Genomic DNA, 23,331 nt, shown 5'->3' with positions numbered 1-23,331 from the left:
TTAGTAGCGTGCTCTTGAAACTCTAGAAGTGGAAGCTGATGGTGAAATATCTTCATCATCAAATCCAGTGGCAATAACGGTTACCATCATTTCGTCCTTTAAATCTTCATTAATCACAGATCCAAAAATCATATTTAAGTCCTGATCAGAAGCGGACGTGACAATATCTGCTGCTTCCTGTACTTCGTAAAGACTCAGGCTGCTGCCGCTCGTAATGTTCAGCAGCACGCCTCTTGCTCCATCAATCGATGCATCTAGCAGCGGACTAGAAATCGCTTTTTTCGCTGCTTCAATTGCTCGATCTGATCCCGAAGCTCGTCCGATACCCATAAGCGCAAATCCTTGATTAGACATAATTGTTTTTACATCAGCAAAGTCAAGGTTAATCAGCCCCGGAACAGCGATTAAATCTGAAATACCTTGAATACCTTGGCGAAGAACATTATCTGCTTCACGGAATGCTTCAAGCATAGGTGTCTTTTTATCAACGATTTCAAGCAAGCGGTCGTTTGGAATGACAATAAGGGTATCTACCGATTCATTCATCGCAGTAATACCGCCTACTGCTTGCTTGGTACGTTTATTTCCTTCAAACTTAAAAGGGCGAGTAACTACTCCAATTGTTAAAGCATTTAGTTCACGGGCAATTTGGGCAATAACCGGAGCTGCTCCAGTACCAGTGCCTCCCCCCATGCCAGCTGTTACGAATACCATATCTGCGCCTTGCAGTACTTCTTGAATTTGCTCTCTGCTTTCTTCTGCAGCTTCTCTTCCTACTTCTGGATTAGCTCCTGCACCTAATCCTCGCGTTAATGCCGCACCAATCTGCATTTTCACATCTGCTTTAGATAAATTAAGCGCCTGAGCATCCGTATTAACGGCGATAAATTCTACCCCTTGTACACCATGTTCAATCATACGGTTAACGGTGTTATTTCCTCCACCGCCGACTCCAATTACTTTAATTCGCACTAATGGCGATACATCTGCATCAAATCCAAACATTCTAAGTTCCTCCTCAATGATCAAAATTACTTTCTCTTATTATCCGAAAAAACACGTGAAGAACCTTTTACTCCTATGTTTAACGCGTAACTGTTCTTTTGTTTTACAGATTTTATACATTTCTCTTTTAACCTTTAAATCTTTACATCTTTATGTAAAATTATTGTTGTTCTGAAGTTAGTACGCCGAACTCTTTTTTGGTTTTCCCACTCAAAACGGCATATAAGCTTATTGTATCATTCATTTGACAGATGTCTGTATTTAATTTTGAGTAAGATGTGACTAAGAGAATAATATTTTTATAGACAAAATGAGAAAAAGCCCTTAGAAATAAGGGCTTCTCTAGATAATAAACCATTTTATAATTTCCCAGTTAAGAATTGAGCTTCTCCCATACCAAAGCTCCAGTCAGCATTACCGTTTTCAACAATTGAAATCATAATGTCGCTTGGCTGAATTCCGCAGCTTTCTCCCAGCTCTTTTACAATTAATTTGTAAAGAGCTTGTTTTTGCTCTTCTGTTCGCTGTTTGCTCGTCACACTTATAATAACCAAATCCTTGCTTCTCTCAAAGCCAAGACCTGTATCTTCAATAATCATTTCATGAGCAGGATGCTGATGTACAATTTGATAACGATCGCGTTCTGGGACGCCAAAGGCTTCTAGCATCGCTCGATGAGTAGCGTCTAGTAATGCTTTTAACTCTTTTTCGTCTCTTCCTTCTATTACATCAAATCTAAGTAATGGCATACTAAGTAACCTCCAGCTTTTTGTCTAATGTATTATTGCTTTATCATATCACAACTATCATTTGTAAAAAAAAGATATGCTATTCACAATGTGCTCTCTAGTGAAAGAGACCTCAAACTCTTCAATAAAAGCTGAACCTAATAAAAAGAAATGAGCAGCATAACGACTCATTTCATTAGTACAAAAATATTTATAATAAGAGCTAAAATACATGCAGATACAATGGCAATGAGTACGTTCATCACAAGGTTTTGCGAGGATGTTTTAGCTTGTTTTTTCATATCAGCCCGACTCATCTGTTGCTTTTCATGATCACTTTTAGACATCACGTAGCCTCTCCTATTCATCAAAATGTCAGCAGTGTATAAATGATTTTTGAGAAACCTTGATCCAGTTCTTTTGTATAAACAGCAGCACATGCAGGTTATCATCAGTTATTTTAGCATGTTTTGTCAAATAAGTGGACTATGTAGCGCTTCAATTTAGTATTCACAGCCAAATATATTTAAATTCGTTGCTTTTCTCTTCTTTTCTCGCTATTGTTTGAGAAGAAGGATAATTAGATACGATAAAGGATGATACGATATTGAATAACCATACGCAGCTGCCTCAGTATATCTACACATACGCATGCAGCGAAGAGGAACTCTCACTATGTCAATTAGAGAGACGCTCTCTTTTTGAAATTGAAACTGAGAAACCTATCATAAGAAGCGCCGTTAAACTTGATCCAAGCAGAAGCCCTTTTATCAAAGAGCGATTAGATATTATGTATGAATCAGATGACCTTGCAGATATTTGCAAACAAGTAGAAGATATTGACCTTGGAGATCAAACATTTAAACTCATTTTTATGAAAATTAATGACTTAGAAAAAGATCAAAAAATAAGCTATAAAGGTCAGCGTGCGATTGAACGTGATGTGGGTTGGCATTTTGTAGCAGAAGCAGACTTGCATAACCCTGACCATTTGTTTGGAATTGTTCCATTTGAAGGACGCTGGTATTTTGGAAAATATCAAAAAAGCGAAGCTGTATGGCTGCATCATTTGAAGAAACCGCGTGAATACTCTACGGCACTCAGTACCCGCCTTGCAAGAGCTGTAGCTAACATTGCCGTTCCAAAGCCTGAAGGAATCAAAGCGATTGATCCATGCTGTGGTATTGGTACAGTCCTCGTAGAAGCTCTTTCAATGGGCATTGATATTGTAGGACGCGATATCAACCCACTTGTGACCGACGGATCTCGTGAAAATATTGCGCATTTCGGCTTAAAGGGTGATGTCAAAACCGGACCGATTTCGGATGTTACCACTCACTATGACGTAGCGATCATCGACATGCCTTACAATCTCTACACCCACGCGACGCCTGAAGATCAGCTTTCTATTTTAAAACACGCTCGCCGCTTTGCGGATAAAGTAGTCGTGATTACAGTAGACACGATTGACCATATGATTCATGAAGCTGGCTTTTCTATTTCAGATCGCTGCGTAGCGCGCAAAAGCGTATTTTCTAGACAAGTAGTTGTATGCGAATAAAAAAAGACACCAGTCTAACAGGCTGGTGTCTTTTGATTTACCACTCTTTAGGTTCATAGTCTAATTCTTTGAATAGCTGCGTACGCTCTTTTTTCGTTAAATCTCTCCATTGCCCAACAGGCAAGTTGTTTAAGTGAATATTCATAATACGCGTACGCTGAAGTCGGTATACTTCATATCCGAGCACTTCACACATACGGCGAATTTGACGATTTAAGCCCTGTGTTAAAATAATTTGAAACTCGTACTTAGACAGCTGTGTCACTTTACAAGGAAGCGTTTTTGTACCTAAAATTTTTACTCCCTCAGACATGTTTTTGATAAACTCGGGTGTAATCGGCTTATCTACTGCAACAATATATTCTTTTTCATGCTTGTTTTCTGCACGTAAAATTTCGTTAATAATATCGCCGTCATTTGTAAGTAAAATTAAGCCGTCTGAATCCTTATCTAGTCGTCCGACATGATGAATACGCAAAGGGTGATTGACTAAGTCAATGATGTTTCCCTTTACTTTTTTCTCACTCGTACTTGTAATGCCGACTGGTTTATTAAGTGCAATATATACATTATTTCGAGCAATCCGAAGCTGTTGGCCACTTACTCGAATATCATCGCCAGGCTTAACTTGATCTCCGATTTTTGCAACCTTTCCATTAACGGTTACTCTTCCTTCACTAATTAACTTATCTGCCCCGCGTCTTGACGCTTTGCCAGATTCGCTAATAAATTTATTCAGTCTCAGGTGAATCACAACCTTACATTTAAAAATTTTAAAATTTGTCTCTTCTATTAGAAACCGATATGTGTCAATTTCTATACCGTCCCTATCGTAACATGCTATACGCTTCTCGTCTTCTTTTAATTTCATTACTTGACTATATTTTTTTAACAGCAATAGAAGTATAGATCCAAAATACTTTGTAATCTTATTCTTAACATTTTAAGCAATGCTTACACCTGTCAAACTAACGTCAATCTCCACTTCTATGCAAGACCTAAACGTCTAGATTGACTGATCAGTATAGAGTTGCTACCATCAGGTTTTCTTATGCTTCCAGGAGGAGTAACGCTGGCTCTAACAGCTATGGTCGGAGGAAGTTTGTTTGATAAAATTGGATTTAAGCCGCTGCTTTTAACAAGTTTAATTCTTTTAACGTTTATTTTAAGTTTGTTCACTACCATTTCAAGAGAAACAACTACGATGACTGCAGCTATTTTATACGCTGCCTTTAAAATTGGCGTAGGTTTAAGCATAGGACCCGTAATGACGCTTGCTTTAAATCAAGTACCTAAACCGCTTCACGCTCACGGTTCAGCCATTTCAAATACGATTAACCAAGTTTCAGGCGCAATTGGACCCGCTTTGTATACAAGTATTATGACAATGGCTTCTCAGCACTTTATTCAACAATCAAATGAAACGAATAAAACGCTGTTACAAATAAAAAGTATGACAAGCGGGGTCCATACCGTCTATTATGTAGCCATCGCTTTCGCTATCGTTTCGTTCCTGCTCGCTCTTACGTTAAAGAAAAAAGACCAGCAGCTGGAGACGCAATAAATAAGAAACTAACAAGAGCTGCTCAAGTCATGAGCAGCTCTTGTTACATGCCGAATTTATATTACAAATGTAAAAGCAATCATAGATACTATGAAAGCAAGAATAATAATACCTCTCTTTTTTTCTGTTTTCCATGCTTCAATAGCGCCCGCGATACCACCAATGACTAAAATAAAAGTACCTATAATGTGCAGAGGCAGCAGCGATAATACTCTACCTAAACTCGCCATCACTCCTCCAATCAATATAAAGCCTGTTGTTATAATCGATTTTAATGATGTTAAGTCTCGTATAGCTTCTTGTTTTTCAGTCTTACTCAGTTTAAAGTACTCTATTATACTAAAAGCAGCGGGTGTTCCCCATAAAATAAAGAAGCTAACTAATCTATCCGTGTCTACATTCACTGTTTATTCACCACCGCTATTAGTTTCTTATACACTTTTCCTAACCCATTTTTTAGAGATAAAAAAAGCGGCTGTAGCTGCTACAGCGGGAATCATAAAAGCAAAGCTACCAGAATAACTGCCAAACGTTACTTTACTTGATAATCCTTCGATTGAGCTCCACATAGTCGAACTTTCTGGAACATATAAGAGCGTAAGAATCATTCCTGCTAGCAGTTGAAAGCTACCCAAGAAAACGATGAAACTAATGATAAATAGTCCATATCTCTTCACTAAAATCTCCCCCTTGATTTATATACGATTTCACGCTTCATAAGTTCCATCATTTAACAAATCCATGTATTATTCTCGCTTCAAAGATCCTCCAAAAGAAAATTGATGGTAGTCATCGATCTTATTCCAATATCCTATGCACTTTACGTCAGGCTCATCAATAGCTAACGCTTCTTTATTAATTCCTTTATAAGGAAGAAATGCAGTCAACTTTACCTTTTGTTTTGGCTTAATATTTAACTTATTGCCTTCTGCTAACACCTTAAATTTATTTTCAGAATAACCGTTTTTTATTTTTAAAGGATAGGATAAAAAGACATTGTTTTGTTTGATGGTCAAATCGCTCTTGTTTACGAATTCCAATTCATACGAAATCCCTTGCTTCATCTTTTGTTCTTTGATGACGTTAATATGGATCTTTTCTAGTTCTCTTAAAGGAACGTTGTCTTCTTCTTTTGAACACCCGGCAAATAAGATAGCTAACACTAATAAAACAAGAATTCCTAACTTTCTATTCAAAAAATAATCCCCTCTCTCGTAACAAAGATTATTTTACAATTATAACTCAAAAAAGTTATTTAATGGTAAAAATACACAATTAAAAAAGCAAACCTTGTCGGTCTGCTTTTTTAATTGCTACGCATAGGTAATGTGTTGTTGTGCGAAAAACTTTTCGATAAGGAGTTTGCCAACTATATGTATATCGTAACAAAAGAAAAAAGAACGCGCTGTGAGATTTGTCACTTCTTCTTTCAAAATAATCTAATTGAATACTCGCTATTGCGTTACGCAAAAAGAGCAGAACGCAATAGCGACCTGCTCTTTTTACATGCTAGATATGGGTAATTTGTCCATGCGTGAAAAGCTCTTCAATAATAAGGGGTTTATCACTACACTTATAGAATAACAAAGAAAAAAAGATGCGGCTGTGAGATTTATCACAGCCGCATCTTTTTATCCAACTAGCTTATTAAATTGTACACGTTTATTAATGGCCGCCATAATTGGTGCTCCAACAAGCATAACCACAAACTCACCAACAGCTGTTGTTAACCATGTAAAGAAAAATGGTAAATCAAATGCTAGGTGCAGTTCAAACGCAATAATAAACATCGTAAACGTAAACACAAGTGTATTAATAAGCATACGAGCCCACATATTTTTAATGTAGCGCATAGAAAAAATGGTAATGAGTAATGATAGTACAGATTGTCCTACCCCAAACACCAGATCATAAGCGACCATTGGTGAAAAAAACAAATTCGTCAGAAATACCCCTAGTACAATGCCGTACACGTACTTTTTATTAAATACAATCAAATGATTGAACATTTCTGATATACGAAATTGGATATTGGTGAAGCCAAACGGCTGAATTAACATGCTAACAGCAATATACATAGCTGCTAAAAGACCGTTGACGCAAAGTGTTCTTATATTCATCTTACTATTCTCTCCTTAGTTTTTTAACGTGGGATGGTTACGAACCACGTAAACACTCAAAGAATCATACAGCAAGCTTAAGCTTTCGTCAATCTAGCTGTTTGCAAACTACTGCTGCTTTCATGTCTTCCATATTGACTGCTCTTTTTTCTTACTTTTCTTTAGTATAAAATAGAAGACGTATCCGTATACATAGGTGACATAAAGTAGTTAACCCTTTTGATTTGAAATACGAAAGGATTTGTAGCGATGTTAGATAATACAGATAAGCGCATACTAGAAGAGCTATCAAAAAATGGACGTATGAAGATGAAAGAATTAGGAGAAAAAGTGCATTTAACCGGACAAGCCGCTTCTGCTAGAGTATTAAAGTTAGAAGATGAAGGCATTATCAAAGGCTATACAATTAACATTGATGAACGAAAACTTGGCTACACCGTCCATGCATTTTTAAATATCTATACGCAGAGCATTCATCACCACCCCTACCTTACATTTGTAGAAAGTCAGAAGAAGTACGTCATCAACAACTTTAAAATCAGCGGCGATGGCTGCTACTTACTAGAATGTAAATTTCATTCGAATGAAGAATTAAATGATTTTTTGACAGAGCTAAATCAGCATGTGAATTACAAACTTTCAATCGTCATTAACAAATAATTTTTTTAAAAAATAAAGGTATATTAATTTATGAAAATGGCAATTCTAATAACGTATTCCCCCTATTCCAATAAATTTGAAAATCCTTTGCGCCGTCGCAAAGGATTCTTTTTTTATGTAGGAAACCGCCTTCTATTTTTTGAAAAGTTGAACATCTCTCATAGCGTTGACATAGCGGTCAGAGGTTTATATAATCGGTGACATCAAAGCATAGAAAAGCAGACTCAAGACATTATACACGTATCGTAATTCTTCGTCTTAGAAGTTGATCAGTTTTATAACTAGACAATTTCTAAGACGTTTTTTATTTTATCATTTGTGAAACACTAGTAAAAACAAAATTCCACGTGAAAATATCCTAATGATCAGGGAGGTTTGCATATTGAAAACAATCTATAAAGACATCATTTTAATTATTGCCGGAGCGCTTTTAGTTGCTGCATCCATTGATTTTTTCGTCATTCCAAATAAATTAGGTGACGGAAGTACGGTTGGTATTGCTCTTGTTTTATATTATTTATTTCATATCCCTACAAGTATCAGCACATTTCTTGTGAACCTTGTATTCATTGCCTTAGCTTATAAATTTCTAACTAAAAAAACCATTCTCTATACGATTCTAGGAGCTGTCATGACGTCCGTTTTCTTAGGTCTGGTCAGCTATATTCCTTTTCACGTTCACGACATGATTTTAGGAATTGTATTCGGGGCTTTACTAATGGGAACAGGACTGGCACTCATTTTTATCGCGGATGGATCTACCGGCGGCACAACTCTTTTAGCTTATTTATTAAACTACACAAAAGGCTACAATATCTCGAAAAGCATGTTCTACATGGACAGCGTCATTATTTTAGCATCAGTTTTTGCTATTGGCGTCAACAATACCCTCTATACTTTTATATTCGTCTATCTTTGTGCTAAAATCGTCGATGTTGTTATCGAAGGTTTCCACAACAAAAAAGCAATGACGATTATGTCTGATCAGTACAAAGACATTGCGCAAGTTATCACCAGTGAATTTGGAAATGCAGCTACCATCTTTTACGGATATGGCTACTACGCCAACAAAGATAAACGCATTATCTACGTTGTTATTAAAAAGAACGAGTTATTAAAAATTAAAAAGAAAATCCAGCAAATTGACCCGAATTCTTTTATTGTCATCCACGAAGTAAAAGAAGTTGTCGGCGGAAAATTTGGATTTATCGGCAATTCGCCTCATGAAACAAAAGCCGCTGCTAAATAAAAAAATCCACCTCTTGGTGGATTTTTTTATGAAAAAACCGTTAAGAAAAACGAAAAGATCCCTGCTAAAAAGTAAACTGACCCTAACGCAATTGCTCCTGTAACGACCGTAAATACACTTAATCCGATAGCCACCTTCATTTTCATCCACATCCCTTTTTAGATTAGTAGTATAAGTATGTCCAAGAATAGAAGATTTATAACTATGCCACCCTATTTATTTCATATATCGATGCAACAATTGTCTATTCAACGTGTTCTAAAACCACCCCTGACGACATAACGTATAGGAAGGATTTCATATACACATCTTTGTATCACACATATCATATGAAATTAGGTGAGATAAAATGGTGGCTGTCCACTTTTTTGAAAACAGAAAGCTTCTATTAAGCCAGCTGAGGGAAAACATTCCTTCTACGGGTGATGATTTAAAGATTAAAGGACGAAAAGGAACCGTCGTGCTTGTGAATGACATCGATGAAAAAAATGTTCACGTAGAAGTTGCTTTAGAAAAAGTAGTAAAAAAGAACTTAGCGTTAGATAATGCTAAAAAGAAAAGGAGATAAGCGGCTACGCTTATCTCCTTTTTTTTGATTGACATACGATCTCTTGCTTCTGTTTAGAAAAAAAGAGACTCCTAAAAAAGGAATCTGCCAAAAAGAGCGATATCATCGCCTGAATATTAATACAAGCTATACTTTAACATATAAAAACAAATTTTACAAAAATAAACTATTATTTTACGCATAATTATTTTTCATTCGAGGTTTTTCAACATTTGAAACCCATTTCGTATAAAGAGTTTTATTTATTTTTCAGGCCAAATTTTTGCATCCGGCTCTAATAACCACTTATGCTGTTCTTCCATAATACGGTCTGTCCATGGATTATTGTCAAGATGGCGAATCATCCAGCAGAAGTACATCGCATAGCCGGGAGCCGTTGCTTGAGGATGATCTAATTCACCTGGAATTGTAATAAAACTATTATCAACTACACGGTATGCATCTTCTCCAACCATTGCACAGCCAAATCCTTGCGGCTTGTCAAAACGATAGTAATATACTTCAGGCTGATCATGATGATGAGGCGGATAGCTCGACCATCTTCCTGGATAAGAAATAACTTCTCCAATAACAAGGTTAGAATAAGGAGCGTTATTATAATCAAAGATTGTCCGAATGACACGCTGAGCGGTACCTTCCCATACTCCTTCACCAGCTACTGTATTTTGACAGTCTTCAGGCGTATATAATTTTGATGAAAATTCTTTTTCATTATCCGTTTTTTGAACTAGTACTTCACTATTGGCAAGCGCGGTAATTTTAACCTCCACATTTTTCGAAACGTGCAAACACCAAGGCTCTTCTTCAAAAAGAGACTCACGCTGAATTTCTTTCGAATGTCCTTCCCACTCTAGCTTTACCTTTCCTTCTAGTAAAAGAATAGCCGTTTCATTGCTGCTGTCTAGTAAAGTTTCCTCTTTTCCTTGAGACATATTATAAATCCCAATATCCATCAGCATATCTTTGTGCTGACCGGCCATTTCTGTAAGTACGTTGTATCCTTTATTTAATTCACCTAATTTACCTAGCATGTTTAACTTCCTCCTTTATGTAGTAGCACAATCAGAATTTACTAATCACTCATTTTTTCTTCATAGACTTTATACATTCTTTTGAATATGTGACTGTGAAGAGTTTTTATTAACAGCAATACTCTTGATTGTATTCAATTATTTGCAGATGCTGTGGCGTTTCTTCGTAACGGAGCCGTCGATTTCCGGACAATCAATTTCGGCTCAAGAAGTAAATGTTCTTTATGCATCGTTGAGTATTCCATTTCTCTAACCAGCAAATCCACTACGTTTACAGCCATTTCTTTTGTCGGTTGTGCTACCGTCGTCAACATGGGCGTGATGGTAGTAGAAAGAACGGTATTATCAAAGCCAATCACTGATAAGTCATTCGGCACATCAATGTTGAATTCTTTTGCCGCTTGTATGACGCCAATAGCCAGTAAATCGTTACAAGCAAAAATAGCCGTCACTTTCTCCTTCATTAAAAAAATTTGCTTAGCACTTTCATATCCTTTTTGAATACTTGCTTCGGTCGTAATAACGTGCTGAGGTAACACAGTGATTCCATTTTCTTGCATGGCATCTCGAAAAGCATCTAAACGGGCGTGATTACTTTTTGCATTTTCTGTAATAATCGCAATTTTTTTATGATGCAAAGATAGCAAATAATCAGTCGCCAAATAGCTTCCCTTATAGTCATCCACTGTCACTGTATTAACAGATATGTGAGGGATTTCTGAAGCAATAACGCTAATGGGTATATCTTGCTTCAGCATATTTTTTAAAAGATTAGCATTGCGAAAAGCAGATGCTACAATTAAACCGTCGATTCTCTGACGAATTAACAGCGATAGATATTTTTTCTCTTTTTCCGCATCGTTATCGGTATTACACATTACAACATGGAAACCTCGCTCATGACTTCGGTCTTCTATGCTTCTTGCCAAATCGGCAAAAAAAGGGTTGGAGATGTCGGGTACGAGAAGCCCAATCGTTTTAGTAGGCTTTCCTGTTAAAGCAGATGCTACGACGCTTGGATGGTAATTCAACTGCCCCATAACCTCAATTACTTTTTGTCTTGTTCTTTCACTAATGTGACCGGTTTGATTGATAACTTTTGATACGGTGGAAATTGATACACCTGCTTCTTCAGCCACACTATAGATGGTTGGCTTCATTTCATCTCCTCCTTTCCTTTCATAAACATATAAAAGGCGTAAAACCTTTTACAATAGAAATTAAAGACCGCTTTTTTCTTTAATAAAGTTTCTTGCTTTTAACGCATATTCAAAAGGATTAGCAAGCGCTGGATCCTGTTCTGCTTCTACGACAAACCAGCCGTTATAATCAGAAGCGGCAAGCGTAGTAAATACTTCATCAAATTCAATAACTCCGTCGCCTGGAACAGTAAAGGCTCCTTCTTTTACCGCTTGCAAGAAGCTCAGGTCTTGTTGTTTGACTCGATCAACTACTTCTTGGCGAATATCTTTCAAATGAACATGTTTAATACGATGAAGATATTTTTTTAAGATATAAAGAGGTTCTTCGCCTGAAAAAACAAGATGACCGGTATCAAATAGGAGCGAAACAAGCTCTGGATTGGTAAGCTCCATTAGCTGCTCAATTTCTTCTGTTGTTTGGACGCCTGTTCCCATGTGATGATGATAGACAATATGCATATCTTTCTCTCTTGCTAGTTTCCCAAGATAGTGCAGGCCTTCTATAAGGCTGCTCCACTCTGTTGGCGTGAACACGGGCTTTTCTTTGAATAAAGGTACATCCATCATCCCTTGAATGCTGTGTCCTTGTTCAGATACAACAATTACTTTTGCTCCCATTTCGTATAAAAAATCGCGATGTTCAATAAATGGCGTCACCGTTTCTTCCAGCGGCTTTGTCGTTAAAAATGTACTAAACCATGCGCTTGCAATTTCTAAATTCCGAAGTGATAATGCCTTCCTTAAGATCGAAACATTTCGCGGATATTTGTTTCCTACCTCACTTCCTTTAAAACCGGTTAAAGCCATCTCACTGATACACTGTTCAAATGTATTTTCAGCTCCTAGTTCAGGCATGTCATCATTTGTCCAAGCGATTGGAGCAATCCCCAGTTTGACCGTGTTTTCCTTGAACATGTCTTCCTCTCCCCTATATCAAATTGAAAACGCTATTATATTCACCGAATGTTTCCCCTCAACATCGGCCATTTCTCTTGCTTGTTAATAACCTCTGGCCATTTCAAGATTTTTCACTTTATCCTTATAGGCTTCTTGTACATGGTGATTTTCAGATACCTCTGCTACTCCTACATGCCACCACGATTCATAACCGTTTGTCATAGTTTTGGGTAGCACTTTAATATCAATTAATGTAGAAGTCTCTTGTTTTTGTGCATCTTCCATTGCCGTTTTTAGTTCTTCAAGAGAGCTTACACGATATGTTTTTACACCGTAGCCTGCGGCGCTGGCTGCAAAATCAATTTTCATCACGTTTCCGTTTAATTTTCCTGTTTCATCGTTTCGATAGCGAAACTCTGTTCCAAAACTCCCCATTCCATTTGACATTTGAAGATTATTAATACATCCAAATCCGGAGTTATCAAACAGTAAAATATTTATCTTTTTTCTTTCTTGAAGGCTTGTAATGAGCTCTGAATGCAGCATTTGATAGCTTCCATCTCCAACCATCGCATACACTTCTTTAGCTGGTTCAGCCAGCTTAACTCCAAGTGCACCTGATACTTCATATCCCATACATGAATATCCATATTCCATATGATAGGTATTGGGTTTATTAGACTTCCACATTCTCTGTAAGTCACCTGGAAGACTTCCAGCTGCACCAACAATGACGGAGTTGTCATCAAGGAGCTTATTCACCTCTCCAATTACTTCTGTTTGCGTTAATTGAGTACCAAGTGATTCTGCATATTCAGCTAAGCTTTCATCTAAATGACCTTTTATTTCTGGAATAAAATCTGCCCCTGTAAAACGTATGCTATGTAGACGCTCTAATTCTGCTTCCCATGCGTCTTTTGCACTTGCAATTTCTGTCGTGTAACCAGACTGATAGCCAATTGACATGAGCTCTTTCCTAAGAGCAAACAACCCTTCTTTTGCATCAGCTACAAGCTTCACGGCATCCAGTTTATTTGCATGAAATTCAGACGTGTTAATAGTAAGAAATTGCACGTCGGGATGTTGAAAAAGCTGTTTAGATGCTGTTGTAAAATCAGTAAATCGAGTGCCTACTCCAATTACTAAATCCGCATCTTTAGCGATTGTATTAGCAGCTGAGTTTCCTGTTACACCTATTCCGCCAAGATTATAGCGATAGTCGCTTTCAACGGCACTTTTCCCAGCTTGAGTTTCTCCAAATGGAATATGGAACTCACTAGCAAATTGTTTTAACTCTTTTGCAGCTTCTGAATACCGAACGCCTCCTCCGCAAATGATGATTGGCTTTTTCTTTGTTTTTATTGCTTGAATTGCATCTGCTAGACTGTCCCTAGTCGGAAGGCGACGCTCAATGCGGTGAACGCGCTTTTGGAAGAAATAAGCTGGAAAGTCCCATGCTTCTCCCTGCACATCTTGAGGCAAACAAATAGTTACAGCTCCCGTATCTGCAGGATTCGTTAACACACGTATCGCATTAATCATAGCTGTCATCAATTGTTCAGGGCGGCTTACGCGATCCCAGTACTTACTCACTGGACGGAAAGCATCGTTTGTAGAAATAGATAAATCATATGTCTGTTCAATTTGCTGCAAAACAGGATCAGGCTGTCTAGTTGCAAATACATCGCCGGGAAGCAACAAAACTGGAATGTTATTAGCTGAAGCTGTTGCTGCCGTTGTAACCATATTTGCCGAACCTGGTCCTACTGAAGATGTGCAAGCCATAATCTGCTTTCGATGTTTTTGTTTTGCAAAAGCCATCGCTGCATTGGCCATTCCTTGTTCATTACGTCCTTGATATACATCTAGATTTCCTGGGTCTTCTTCCAAAGCTTGCCCAAGACCTACTACATTTCCGTGCCCGAAAATTGTAAAAATCCCTTTAATAAACTGATGCTGCTTTCCATCAAATTCAACATACTGCTGATTTAAAAACTTCACTAATGCTTGTGCCGTCGTCATTCTAACTGTTTCCATGCTTCTTTCTCCCTTCTAATACTAGATTGCGATTTTAAAAAAGGAAGCATAAGGAATATCTTTAATTCCTGATACCTCCTTTTAAAATGGAATGCGATTTTTAATGAATCACTTACCAGCGCGTTGTTACCATTTTCTTTCTTGTATAAAACTCCACGCCGTCCGTACCATTTGCATGAAGATCACCGTAAAAAGAATCTTTCCAGCCAGAGAATGGGAAGAATGCCATAGGTGCCGGTACCCCTACATTTACTCCTAACATACCAGATTCAATATTTTCACGGAACTCACGTACGCTTGCGCCGCTATCTGTATAAATACAAGCACCGTTTGCAAATCGAGAGTTATTAGCTACTTCAATAGCTTCTTCTAATGTTTTCACACGTACAATAGACAGCACAGGTGCAAAAATTTCATCTTGCCAAATTTTCATTTCTTGCGTAACATGATCAAAAATCGTTGGTCCGACAAAGTAGCCCTTGCCATTTACTGCTGCATCTGTGCGACCGTCACGAATAAGCTCCGCTCCTTCTTGCACGCCTGATTCAATATAGCTGAGCGTACGCTCTTTATGATTTTCACGAATGACTGGTCCTAAGAAGACGTTTTCTTCTAAGCCGTCGCCAATTACAATATCATTTGCTTCCTCTACTAATCTTTCAATTAGCTGATCCGCAATTTCTTCTTGTACAGTAACAACAGATGCTGCCATACAGCGTTCACCTGCTGAACCAAAAGCGGCTCCGATAATTTGTTTTGTTGCTACGTTCAAATCTGCATCATTTAATACAATTGAATGGTTTTTAGCACCGGCTAAAGCTTGAACACGCTTTAAGTTTTCCGTACCTTTTTTGTACACGTACTCAGCTACAGGCTGGGAACCTACAAACGAAATAGCTTTCACTAATTTATGTTCAAGAAGACCGTTTACCACATCATGCGCGCCGTTTACAATATTTAATACACCTTTTGGCAAACCAGCTTCTTCAAACAGCTCAGCTAATCTTGCAGCTAACAGCGGCGTACGCTCAGAAGGCTTTAACACAAATGTATTGCCGCAAGCGATCGCAAGCGGGAACATCCAGCAAGGAACCATCATTGGAAAATTGAACGGTGTAATTCCTCCAATGACGCCAATTGGATAGCGGTACATGCCAGACTCAATATCTGTTGCAATATCAGGAAGCTGTTTCCCCATCATTAACGTAGGAGCTCCTGCCGCGAATTCTACGCATTCAATTCCACGCTGCACTTCACCTCGCGCTTCGTTAAAGCTTTTTCCGTTTTCAACTGTCACTAACTTTGCTAATTCATCCCAGTTATCTACTAATAGCTGCTGATACTTGAATAAAATTCGTGCACGTTTAGGCACAGCTGTTTTTGCCCACCCTTTGAACGCTTCATTTGCTGCTTGCACCGCTTGATCTACGTCTTCTTTTGTAGAAAGAGGTACCTGTGCGATTAATTCACCTGTTGCTGGGTTATACACAGGTTCCGTTTTTGATGCAGCTGATTCAATCCATTGTCCACCAATATAGTTTTTTACTGTTTTTACTGCTGTTTGCGTCATAGAATATCTCTCCCTTTATCTGATTTTAATAAGCTTCTATTCCTTTAATCTCTCAAGATTTTCCCTTGGTTTATTAGGCTTCCTGCAAAACTTCAGTTGCTGTCTCCATAAAGTTGAAGAGCTCAACGCTTGTCGGCATAGCATCTGAACAACTGTGTCTTGAAATGACAATCGAAGCGGAGGCCCCCCCCAATCGCATTGCCTGTGGAATTTCCAGTCCTTGCATCAATCCATAAATAAAGGCTGAAGCATAGGAATCACCAGCACCAAACGTTTTCAGAACTTTTGTTTTAAATATTCCTCCACGGTGAGACTTACCATCTCTTGTATAGGCAATAGATCCTTCTCCACCATGCTTAATCACGACGATTTGAGCATGGTGAGAAAACCAGCGCTCTGCTGTTACTTGATCATTAGATTCTTTATAATTTAAAAGTTTTTCCATCATGTCAAACTCTTCTCGCGTACCAATAATCACATCTGATTTTTCAGCAGCTAAATTAAAATAGACTGCCGTTTCAGCTTCCGATTCCCATGTATATGGACGATAGTCAATATCAAAAAACACTACAACTTCATGCTTGCGTGCGTATTCTAATGCTAGAAATACAGCTTCACGAGAAGGACTTTGTGCAAGAGCGGTTCCAGATATTAAAAGAGCCTTTGACTTCTTAATATATTCTTCTGATACTTCTGTAGGATCTAGTTTTAAATCCGCTACGTTATCTCGATACATTAAGATGCTGCAATCTGTAGGGCTCTTGATTTCCGTAAAAGCAAGCCCCGTTACAGCCCCTGTTTTATCGACAGCAATACTATCTGTATTAATCTTATTTTTTTGAAGATACCCAGTAATGAAGCGGCCCATTTGATCATCTGATACTTTTCCGATAAAACCGGTTTTTAAGCCTAGCCTTGCTGCTCCAATCGCAATATTAGCTGGAGAGCCTCCTACATATTTAGTGAATGTTTTAGTCTCTTCCATTGGACGCTGTGTTTCATTTGCATTTAAATCAATACATAAGCGACCGATAGCGATAAAATCTAACTCACGATTTTCTTTAAAAACAAGCGGATTCATCTTTACTCCTCCTTAGTTAAGCGCTTTCCTAAAAAGGCGAAAAGAGCAAGATATTCTCTTTCAGCCCACATTTCTATCATTAATTCACTGCGTATTTTTTATGTTCAATCTTCACTGGCTGCCCTGATAGTAAAGATTTTTTTGCTGCTTTAGCAATTCGTTCTGCCTGTAATCCATCGTTACCTGTACAAATTACGCTTTGATTTTCCATAATTGCTCTTGCAAACTGTGTTACTTCATCTATATATGCTTGTGTATAGCGTTCAAGGAAGAAATATAGCGGCTTCTCTTTCACTACAGTTTCGCCTGTTGATATTTCTACTGTAGTTGGACGGCAATTATCAGCAGTAGCGGAACCTTTTTCACCAAAAACTTCAAGGCGCTGGTCGTAACCGTAGACAGCTTGACGACTGTTATCAATCACGCCTAAAGCTCCGTTTGCAAATTTTAATGACACAATTGCCGTATCTATATCCCCTGCTTCTTCAATAGCAGGATCGATGAGCGTCGTCCCGTAAGCCGATACTTCAATTACTTCACTGTCCATTACATAACGAGCCATATCAAAATCATGAATCATCATATCCATGAACAATCCTCCTGAAGCGCGGACGTATTCTGGACTCGGAGGCTGAGGATCTCTGGAGGTGATTTTTAAAATGTGCGGCTGTCCTACTTCTCCCTGCTGTACAAGATCATGCACTTTTTTAAAGTTGGGATCAAATCGTCGGTTAAAGCCAACTTGAAGCTGTACGCCGTGTTCTTTTACTACTTCTAACGCTTGGATTGTTTCTTCTACTGAAAAACTAACGGGCTTTTCACAGAAAATATGCTTTTTCGCTCGAGCAGCTTCTTCAATAATCGATGCGTGCGTATTCGTTGGCGAACAAATGAAAACGGCATCAATTTCTGAATCTGCTAATAAATCTTGATAATTTGTTGTTAACGTTGAAATTCCTTTACTTGCAGCCCACTCGTGCAAATGATCTACCACTACGTCTGAAACCGCTTTAATTTTTATTTGCGGCATTAATTTTAAATTATCAACATGTAATTTACCTATTCGTCCAGCACCAATTATTCCAATTGTAAGAATCCCCATCTTATTTTCCCCTTTAATTAAAAGTTAAGAAAACATTCGCTCAAACCTATTTTTAGGTTAAGCGCTTTCCTATTTCCAATTATACATACTGTTTTTTGAAATGCAACATTTTTTATAGATTATTTAGAATATTTGTTTTTTATTCATCTGATGGTACAGTATGAAAAACCTTATTTTTATCTATTTATGCTTAAAATTAAGGGAATTCTCTATATTTAAGTATTCTTATAATAAGGGCAAGTTATTATAATCTTATCTACTACTATTTCCACTGTTGAAATCATTTAATTGAAAATTAGATATATTTAAAATTTTAATTGACGTTTAAAAAATGTAAGCGTATACTTTTTATCAAATAGATTAAGCGCTTAACCAAATTAGTTTGATGTTTTCAACAAAATAATCGATCTGGTGGTGTGGAAAAATGAATGAATTTATTTCCAGAAAAACAGCTCTTGACAGGATTGGGATCCCTTCTCATTTAACGTGGGGATACATAGGTATTATTGTTTTTATGATTGGCGATGGCTTAGAACAAGGATGGTTATCTCCTTATCTTGTAGAAAGAGGTTTAACCATTGAACATGCTGCTTTACTTTTTACCGTTTACGGTATTACGGTCTCTATTTCTTCCTGGTTCTCCGGCGTACTGGTTCAGCTGTGGGGTCCTAGAAAAGCAATGGCATTCGGCTTGATATCCTTTATTATTGGTTCAATTGGATTTATAGGTATAGGACTTCATATTATGAATTACACAATTATATTAATTTGTTATGCTCTTAGAGGATTTGGCTACCCTTTATTTGCTTACTCATTCTTGGTCTGGGTGTCTTACCGCACGCCCCAGAAAATGCTTTCAAAAGCAGTAGGCTGGTTTTGGTTTGTCTTCCAGCTTGGTTTAAGCGTAATCGGAGCTTTTTATTCCAGTTACATGGTTCCTAAAATCGGCGAAATTGCTACCTTGTGGAGTGGTTTACTTTTTGTTTTGATCGGCGGAATCTTTTCAATTATCATGAATAAAGACAGATTTACCGTTCAAAAAGTAAGCGATAACAAAACAAAAGAATTAATGAAAGGGATTACAATTGCATTTGAGAACCCTAAAGTAGGAATCGGTGGAGTTGTAAAGATTATTAACTCCGCTGCTCAATTTGGATTTGTTGTCTTCTTGCCAACCTATATGATGAAACACGATTTCACAATGAGCGAATGGCTTCAAATCTGGGGCACTCTGTTTTTTGTGAATATGGCTTTTAATATTATTTTTGGTATTGTTGGAGATAAATTTGGCTGGGTAAATACAATCAAATGGTTTGGTGGAGTAGGATGCGGAATTGTAACACTCGCTCTTTACTATGTACCTCAATTCGTAGGACATAATTATTGGGTAATGATGATTGTCGCATGCTGTTACGGTGCAACACTAGCAGGATATGTCCCTCTTACAGCGTTAGTGCCTTCCTTAGCTCCGGAGAATAAAGGAGCTGCGATGTCCGTATTGAATTTAGGATCTGGACTTTCTGCTTTTGTAGGCCCTTTAATTGTAACTATTTTCATAGGTCTTTTAGGCACGGGCGGCGTAATCTGGATCTTTGCTTGCCTATATTTCTTTGGAGCTTTTTTAACGGGTTTCCTTACAATTCCAACAGAAACAACAGTCAAAGGCGAAACAATAAACGAAGTCAAAAATCCGGTCTCTCTATAAATATTATTAAGTAAAAAAGCTGCATGTGCCCAGGCACATGCAGCTTTTTCTTTTCTCTGTTTTATAGCTTTTTTACCGACGCACGTTCTACTAGTTCTGGAATAATTGTTATTCGCTGCTTTGCATGCTCTTCTTTTTTCATAGACTTTAACAGCTGTTCGAACGTACTAGTTGCCATCTGCGAAATAGGTTGTTCAATCGTTGTCAAACCAGGCTCAGCAATATCGGCATAAATTGTATTATCAAATCCAATTACCGACAGATCTCCTGGAATTGAAAGCCCCTGCTTTCTTGCCTCATTTATGAGGGATATTCCAATTAAGTCCGTACATGCAAAGACTGCTGTCGGCCTATTAGGCAAAGAAAGCAGCTGTTTACTTGCTCTTCTGCTATCTTCTACTGTTGAATAACAGCTGATAATGGACTGATTTTCTAGTGATAAATTTGCCTCTGTGAGCGCTTGTTTAAATCCTGCTAATCGCCCCTCACTGCTTTTTCTATCTTTTTCGGTGATAATCGTTACCGATTGATGACCTTTTTCTATTAAATACGTACCTGCGATATATCCTCCGCGAACGTTATCAATTGTCACTACATGCGTTGAGATAGAAGGATGATCAACTGAAAACAATACAAGTGGTACATCATGCTTCACAATTTTCTTTACGAGCTTCGTATCATTTAGTTCGGTTGCGATAATAATTCCATCTACTTGCTTTTTGAATAAAAGATCTATGTATTCATGCTCACGTTCTGTTTGATGATCCGTACTGCATAAAAAAAGCGTGTATCCCGCTGCTCTGGCACTATTCTCAAAAGCTCTTGCTACCTCTGCGAAAAAAGGATTAGAGATGTCAGGAACTAGCACGCCAATTGTATATGTCTTTTTCCCAGTTAACGCAGCTGCAACACTGCTAGGCTGATAATCTAATTCCATCATTACTTCATTTACTTTTTTTATCGTTTTTTCACTAATACGGCCTGTCTGATTGATTACTTTGGATACAGTGGCTATCGATACCCCTGCTTTTTTCGCAACATCGTAAATGGTTGGTTTCACTTTCACTGTTCCTTTCTTCGTGATCTCTTTCCTTATTTTATCACGAAAGTATTCAATCGTTTATTTTAGATATATGCTTTAGCTTTAAAAGAGACATAAAAAAGCTGCTCTACTTGAAACAGCTTTTTTATAAATGATTAATTGTTGTTCAACGATTGCTTGCTCATCCATTTCATTATGGTTGTTGTAGCTCCATTTATTTTAGCGTTGGGTTCATTATTATACAGATATATCCAAGATGAATGCCCGTTATACTGATAGGGCGAACCATCATTATTTTTGTATAAACCCGTGGTGTCATGCACATCTTCAAATAGTGATAAATAAGCATTATTTGCATGGCTTTTCACCAAACGTTCATAAGTTGGAAGAGTGTTAATCGTTGGTGGAAGAACCGTATCATTTTTAGCGGCTACGAACCAAATAGGCGTTTCTTTCATCTTTTCAAGATCTTGATCCGTAATTAATCTATCATTTAGTCCTTCACATACTGGAAATGCTGCTGCAAAATAGTTTGGATAATCACGAATCATAAGCATAGTCATATATCCGCCGTTAGATGCTCCTCCGATATAGATTCTATTGGGATCAATATCAGGATTTTTAGCAACATATTCTTGAATTAGTGCCATCAGTGATTCTTTATAAATAGAATAGGAATATTAACATTCTCATTCTATTTCGAATAATATGTAACCGCTTACTTACTTGTGTTCTATTTTACGTGACCTCTCTCTCTTTCTACACATAATTATTTTCCGTTACCTAGTGGAAAACTTTGTAACTATATTCCAATAAGCATATTCTATAAGTCCTTGAAAAAATTTTTTTATTTTATGTATAAAAACTATCTATTAATCAAATCATAATCTTAACCTTATAAAAGGAGTTGATTATGATGGCAAACAGCAGAAATAAGAGCAGCAACGAATTAGCAGTACACGGTGCTCAACAAGCAATCGATCAAATGAAGTATGAGATCGCTAGCGAATTTGGCGTAACTCTTGGTCCTGACACAACTGCACGCGCAAACGGCTCAGTAGGCGGAGAAATCACAAAACGCCTTGTGCAAATGGCTGAACAGCAACTTGGCGGCGGACGTTTCTAAATCACTATCATAAGCAATACGGCTGGAGGAAGAGCGAATGACCGTTCTTCCTTTTTCCCATTTTTATATAATGTCTTATCGCGTTCCTTCTCATCTATATGTATCTAAAACAAAATCACTACCCCCCATAACGTTCACATCCCGTTATATAAGATTCTCTTTCTCTCACAATAGACTGTGTATAATAAAACATAAAAAGAAGTTCCTTTTATAGGAACTTCTTTTATCTCACTTTATAAATGTGCAAGCTCTTCAGATATCTTTTCGGTCTTTGCTTTGAGCTGTTCTTGCTGACCTTCTAAATCAGCGATTACAGCTAACACTTCTGTATTGGTCGGTTCTTCTTCATACTGTTTTAACGTAGCGACAAGAGACTGTGAAACTTTGATGAGCTCTTGATTAACTTCTTGCTGCTGTTTTAAATAGTCAAGTTCATATTCCGTTTTTTCTAGATTTCTCATCGGTCCCCTTCCTTTCGTTAACTAGCTTTTATTTAAGAACGCAGTCTTTTATTATCTTATTTAGTTCCTTCAACATTACCTTATTTTATTTTCGTGATTGCCGTATAACATTTTTTCATTCATTGGGTCAGCTGATTTTTCAGCAGGTGTCACGGTTTGTCCTAGAGCTGAATTGTGTTTATCATGCTCAACTGCGTCTACCATCAGCAAAACTTTTCCGTTTTTAAGATCAGATACATACGAGGAAGCTTCCGCAGCAGGTACACCATATTCGGTTAATTGATTTTCGATTTGATTAACATCTTGATCCATTTTTTCTTCAGACGAAGTAAAAGCATTTTTTATTTTCTCCATAAAGGATTGATGGTGCTTTGAGTGTTGATCTGTATCAACTGTTTGCACATCGATTCCTGCAGAACGCTCAATCACTTCTGTATTTTCATGATGAGGACCACTGTTTGTCAAAACAGAAAGTGCACTGTCCGGATATCCCTGTGTTTTTAAATTTCGAATCGCTGTAATAACGGCCTCTTCTGAATCATACGTACCTACTACATTTTTTGTCATTTTCTATTCCTCCTAGGTATTATCATTTTTTAGCTTGTTATAGTATTAATACCCT

The 23,331-nt window shown here is 37.5% G+C and carries 26 protein-coding genes and 1 riboswitch; of the genes, 7 read left to right on the top strand and 19 right to left on the bottom strand.

What is annotated here, in order from left to right:
- The 3 genes from ftsZ to MKX72_RS02585 form a co-directional block, all read right to left on the bottom strand.
- Entirely contained in the window at positions 1-1,005 is a 1,005-nt protein-coding gene (ftsZ, locus tag MKX72_RS02595; RefSeq protein WP_014461739.1) for a cell division protein FtsZ, read from the bottom strand.
- A gap of 359 nt (positions 1,006-1,364) precedes the next feature.
- Positions 1,365-1,754 carry a tautomerase family protein gene (locus tag MKX72_RS02590; RefSeq protein ID WP_033580680.1) on the bottom strand — a complete coding sequence of 130 codons (390 nt, stop codon included), beginning with the start codon at positions 1,752-1,754 and terminating at the stop codon, positions 1,365-1,367.
- A gap of 167 nt (positions 1,755-1,921) precedes the next feature.
- Positions 1,922-2,080: a hypothetical protein gene (locus tag MKX72_RS02585; protein ID WP_165635927.1), complete on the bottom strand. Its 159-nt coding sequence runs from the start codon at positions 2,078-2,080 to the stop codon at positions 1,922-1,924.
- A 260-nt stretch (positions 2,081-2,340) separates the two neighbouring features.
- On the opposite strand from MKX72_RS02585, the gene MKX72_RS02580 reads away from it, so the two are divergent.
- Positions 2,341-3,294 carry a TRM11 family SAM-dependent methyltransferase gene (locus MKX72_RS02580; protein WP_033580681.1) on the top strand — a complete coding sequence of 318 codons (954 nt, stop codon included), beginning with the start codon at positions 2,341-2,343 and terminating at the stop codon, positions 3,292-3,294.
- Between the two features lie 37 nt (positions 3,295-3,331).
- Here MKX72_RS02580 and rluF read toward each other — a convergent pair whose 3' ends face one another.
- Positions 3,332-4,048 carry a 23S rRNA pseudouridine(2604) synthase RluF gene (gene rluF / locus MKX72_RS02575; RefSeq protein ID WP_014461744.1) on the bottom strand — a complete coding sequence of 239 codons (717 nt, stop codon included), beginning with the start codon at positions 4,046-4,048 and terminating at the stop codon, positions 3,332-3,334.
- 276 nt (positions 4,049-4,324) lie between these two features.
- Here rluF and MKX72_RS02570 point away from each other — a divergent pair, with 276 nt between their 5' ends.
- Complete coding sequence (locus MKX72_RS02570) at positions 4,325-4,858, top strand: MFS transporter (protein WP_268952908.1); 534 nt, start codon at positions 4,325-4,327, stop codon at positions 4,856-4,858.
- 56 nt (positions 4,859-4,914) lie between these two features.
- Here MKX72_RS02570 and MKX72_RS02565 read toward each other — a convergent pair whose 3' ends face one another.
- The 4 genes from MKX72_RS02565 to MKX72_RS02550 form a co-directional block, all read right to left on the bottom strand.
- Positions 4,915-5,262 carry a hypothetical protein gene (locus MKX72_RS02565; protein ID WP_028414339.1) on the bottom strand — a complete coding sequence of 116 codons (348 nt, stop codon included), beginning with the start codon at positions 5,260-5,262 and terminating at the stop codon, positions 4,915-4,917.
- 27 nt (positions 5,263-5,289) lie between these two features.
- Positions 5,290-5,535: a hypothetical protein gene (locus tag MKX72_RS02560; protein WP_155008647.1), complete on the bottom strand. Its 246-nt coding sequence runs from the start codon at positions 5,533-5,535 to the stop codon at positions 5,290-5,292.
- 69 nt (positions 5,536-5,604) lie between these two features.
- Positions 5,605-6,054, bottom strand: coding sequence for a hypothetical protein (locus MKX72_RS02555; RefSeq protein ID WP_155008646.1), 450 nt, complete (start codon positions 6,052-6,054; stop codon positions 5,605-5,607).
- Between the two features lie 435 nt (positions 6,055-6,489).
- Entirely contained in the window at positions 6,490-6,978 is a 489-nt protein-coding gene (locus tag MKX72_RS02550; RefSeq protein WP_028414342.1) for a QueT transporter family protein, read from the bottom strand.
- A 9-nt stretch (positions 6,979-6,987) separates the two neighbouring features.
- Positions 6,988-7,032, bottom strand: a riboswitch (PreQ1 riboswitch).
- Between the two features lie 195 nt (positions 7,033-7,227).
- On the opposite strand from MKX72_RS02550, the gene MKX72_RS02545 reads away from it, so the two are divergent.
- The 3 genes from MKX72_RS02545 to MKX72_RS02535 all read left to right on the top strand — a co-directional run bounded on the left by MKX72_RS02545 (position 7,228) and on the right by MKX72_RS02535 (position 9,455).
- The gene (locus tag MKX72_RS02545; protein WP_028414343.1) at positions 7,228-7,638 is read left to right on the top strand and encodes an Lrp/AsnC family transcriptional regulator; all 411 of its coding nucleotides are present in this window, start codon (positions 7,228-7,230) and stop codon (positions 7,636-7,638) included.
- 382 nt (positions 7,639-8,020) lie between these two features.
- A complete protein-coding gene (locus MKX72_RS02540; protein WP_028414344.1) occupies positions 8,021-8,887 on the top strand; it encodes a YitT family protein in 867 nt (288 codons plus the stop codon).
- Between the two features lie 349 nt (positions 8,888-9,236).
- A complete protein-coding gene (locus MKX72_RS02535; RefSeq protein WP_013055227.1) occupies positions 9,237-9,455 on the top strand; it encodes a hypothetical protein in 219 nt (72 codons plus the stop codon).
- 242 nt (positions 9,456-9,697) lie between these two features.
- On the opposite strand, the gene MKX72_RS02530 is transcribed toward MKX72_RS02535, so the two are convergent.
- The 7 genes from MKX72_RS02530 to iolG all read right to left on the bottom strand — a co-directional run bounded on the left by MKX72_RS02530 (position 9,698) and on the right by iolG (position 18,375).
- A complete protein-coding gene (locus tag MKX72_RS02530; protein ID WP_155008645.1) occupies positions 9,698-10,486 on the bottom strand; it encodes a 5-deoxy-glucuronate isomerase in 789 nt (262 codons plus the stop codon).
- Between the two features lie 134 nt (positions 10,487-10,620).
- Positions 10,621-11,646 carry a LacI family DNA-binding transcriptional regulator gene (locus MKX72_RS02525; protein WP_033580685.1) on the bottom strand — a complete coding sequence of 342 codons (1,026 nt, stop codon included), beginning with the start codon at positions 11,644-11,646 and terminating at the stop codon, positions 10,621-10,623.
- A 60-nt stretch (positions 11,647-11,706) separates the two neighbouring features.
- Entirely contained in the window at positions 11,707-12,603 is an 897-nt protein-coding gene (gene iolE / locus MKX72_RS02520; protein ID WP_028414347.1) for a myo-inosose-2 dehydratase, read from the bottom strand.
- An 84-nt stretch (positions 12,604-12,687) separates the two neighbouring features.
- Positions 12,688-14,622: a 3D-(3,5/4)-trihydroxycyclohexane-1,2-dione acylhydrolase (decyclizing) gene (gene iolD / locus MKX72_RS02515; protein ID WP_155008644.1), complete on the bottom strand. Its 1,935-nt coding sequence runs from the start codon at positions 14,620-14,622 to the stop codon at positions 12,688-12,690.
- A gap of 112 nt (positions 14,623-14,734) precedes the next feature.
- The gene (locus MKX72_RS02510) at positions 14,735-16,192 is read right to left on the bottom strand and encodes a CoA-acylating methylmalonate-semialdehyde dehydrogenase (RefSeq protein ID WP_028414349.1); all 1,458 of its coding nucleotides are present in this window, start codon (positions 16,190-16,192) and stop codon (positions 14,735-14,737) included.
- Between the two features lie 73 nt (positions 16,193-16,265).
- Positions 16,266-17,273, bottom strand: coding sequence for a 5-dehydro-2-deoxygluconokinase (iolC, locus tag MKX72_RS02505; protein ID WP_028414350.1), 1,008 nt, complete (start codon positions 17,271-17,273; stop codon positions 16,266-16,268).
- A 79-nt stretch (positions 17,274-17,352) separates the two neighbouring features.
- The gene (gene iolG, locus MKX72_RS02500; protein WP_155008643.1) at positions 17,353-18,375 is read right to left on the bottom strand and encodes an inositol 2-dehydrogenase; all 1,023 of its coding nucleotides are present in this window, start codon (positions 18,373-18,375) and stop codon (positions 17,353-17,355) included.
- 424 nt (positions 18,376-18,799) lie between these two features.
- Between iolG and MKX72_RS02495 the strand changes: the two genes are divergently transcribed.
- Positions 18,800-20,080, top strand: a complete 1,281-nt coding sequence (locus MKX72_RS02495) for an MFS transporter (protein ID WP_155008642.1) — start codon at positions 18,800-18,802, stop codon at positions 20,078-20,080.
- A 61-nt stretch (positions 20,081-20,141) separates the two neighbouring features.
- Here MKX72_RS02495 and MKX72_RS02490 read toward each other — a convergent pair whose 3' ends face one another.
- Positions 20,142-21,140 carry a LacI family DNA-binding transcriptional regulator gene (locus tag MKX72_RS02490; protein WP_028414353.1) on the bottom strand — a complete coding sequence of 333 codons (999 nt, stop codon included), beginning with the start codon at positions 21,138-21,140 and terminating at the stop codon, positions 20,142-20,144.
- A gap of 137 nt (positions 21,141-21,277) precedes the next feature.
- Positions 21,278-21,772, bottom strand: a complete 495-nt coding sequence (locus MKX72_RS02485; RefSeq protein WP_231099221.1) for a carboxylesterase family protein — start codon at positions 21,770-21,772, stop codon at positions 21,278-21,280.
- Positions 21,773-22,038: 266 nt separating this feature from the next.
- Between MKX72_RS02485 and MKX72_RS02480 the strand changes: the two genes are divergently transcribed.
- Positions 22,039-22,248: an alpha/beta-type small acid-soluble spore protein gene (locus tag MKX72_RS02480; RefSeq protein WP_016762907.1), complete on the top strand. Its 210-nt coding sequence runs from the start codon at positions 22,039-22,041 to the stop codon at positions 22,246-22,248.
- A gap of 233 nt (positions 22,249-22,481) precedes the next feature.
- Here MKX72_RS02480 and MKX72_RS02475 read toward each other — a convergent pair whose 3' ends face one another.
- Together MKX72_RS02475 and MKX72_RS02470 are read right to left on the bottom strand one after the other, a co-directional pair.
- On the bottom strand, positions 22,482-22,709 hold the full coding sequence (locus MKX72_RS02475) for a hypothetical protein (protein WP_028414355.1): 228 nt from the start codon (positions 22,707-22,709) through the stop codon (positions 22,482-22,484).
- Positions 22,710-22,784: 75 nt separating this feature from the next.
- Complete coding sequence (locus tag MKX72_RS02470) at positions 22,785-23,276, bottom strand: general stress protein (protein ID WP_154990767.1); 492 nt, start codon at positions 23,274-23,276, stop codon at positions 22,785-22,787.
- Between the last annotated feature and the right edge of the window lie 55 nt (positions 23,277-23,331).

Origin of the sequence: Priestia sp. FSL R5-0597 (assembly GCF_038006305.1) — a bacterium.
In the GTDB taxonomy this organism is placed as follows: domain Bacteria; phylum Bacillota; class Bacilli; order Bacillales; family Bacillaceae_H; genus Priestia; species Priestia zanthoxyli.
Note: the sequence above shows the minus strand (reverse complement) of the source record. Positions and strands in the feature narration are given on the sequence as shown.

Coding starts and splice junctions, on each gene's coding strand:
- MKX72_RS02495 (WP_155008642.1), top strand. CDS start 18,800: ATGAATGAATTTATTTCCAGAAAAACAGCTCTTGACAGGATTGGGATC.
- MKX72_RS02475 (WP_028414355.1), bottom strand. CDS start 22,709: ATGAGAAATCTAGAAAAAACGGAATATGAACTTGACTATTTAAAACAG.
- MKX72_RS02545 (WP_028414343.1), top strand. CDS start 7,228: ATGTTAGATAATACAGATAAGCGCATACTAGAAGAGCTATCAAAAAAT.
- ftsZ (WP_014461739.1), bottom strand. CDS start 1,005: ATGTTTGGATTTGATGCAGATGTATCGCCATTAGTGCGAATTAAAGTA.
- MKX72_RS02550 (WP_028414342.1), bottom strand. CDS start 6,978: ATGAATATAAGAACACTTTGCGTCAACGGTCTTTTAGCAGCTATGTAT.
- MKX72_RS02530 (WP_155008645.1), bottom strand. CDS start 10,486: ATGCTAGGTAAATTAGGTGAATTAAATAAAGGATACAACGTACTTACA.
- MKX72_RS02480 (WP_016762907.1), top strand. CDS start 22,039: ATGGCAAACAGCAGAAATAAGAGCAGCAACGAATTAGCAGTACACGGT.
- MKX72_RS02525 (WP_033580685.1), bottom strand. CDS start 11,646: ATGAAGCCAACCATCTATAGTGTGGCTGAAGAAGCAGGTGTATCAATT.
- MKX72_RS02485 (WP_231099221.1), bottom strand. CDS start 21,772: ATGGCACTAATTCAAGAATATGTTGCTAAAAATCCTGATATTGATCCC.
- MKX72_RS02585 (WP_165635927.1), bottom strand. CDS start 2,080: ATGTCTAAAAGTGATCATGAAAAGCAACAGATGAGTCGGGCTGATATG.
- MKX72_RS02590 (WP_033580680.1), bottom strand. CDS start 1,754: ATGCCATTACTTAGATTTGATGTAATAGAAGGAAGAGACGAAAAAGAG.
- MKX72_RS02470 (WP_154990767.1), bottom strand. CDS start 23,276: ATGACAAAAAATGTAGTAGGTACGTATGATTCAGAAGAGGCCGTTATT.
- MKX72_RS02535 (WP_013055227.1), top strand. CDS start 9,237: ATGGTGGCTGTCCACTTTTTTGAAAACAGAAAGCTTCTATTAAGCCAG.
- iolE (WP_028414347.1), bottom strand. CDS start 12,603: ATGTTCAAGGAAAACACGGTCAAACTGGGGATTGCTCCAATCGCTTGG.
- iolC (WP_028414350.1), bottom strand. CDS start 17,273: ATGAATCCGCTTGTTTTTAAAGAAAATCGTGAGTTAGATTTTATCGCT.
- iolD (WP_155008644.1), bottom strand. CDS start 14,622: ATGGAAACAGTTAGAATGACGACGGCACAAGCATTAGTGAAGTTTTTA.
- MKX72_RS02510 (WP_028414349.1), bottom strand. CDS start 16,192: ATGACGCAAACAGCAGTAAAAACAGTAAAAAACTATATTGGTGGACAA.
- iolG (WP_155008643.1), bottom strand. CDS start 18,375: ATGGGGATTCTTACAATTGGAATAATTGGTGCTGGACGAATAGGTAAA.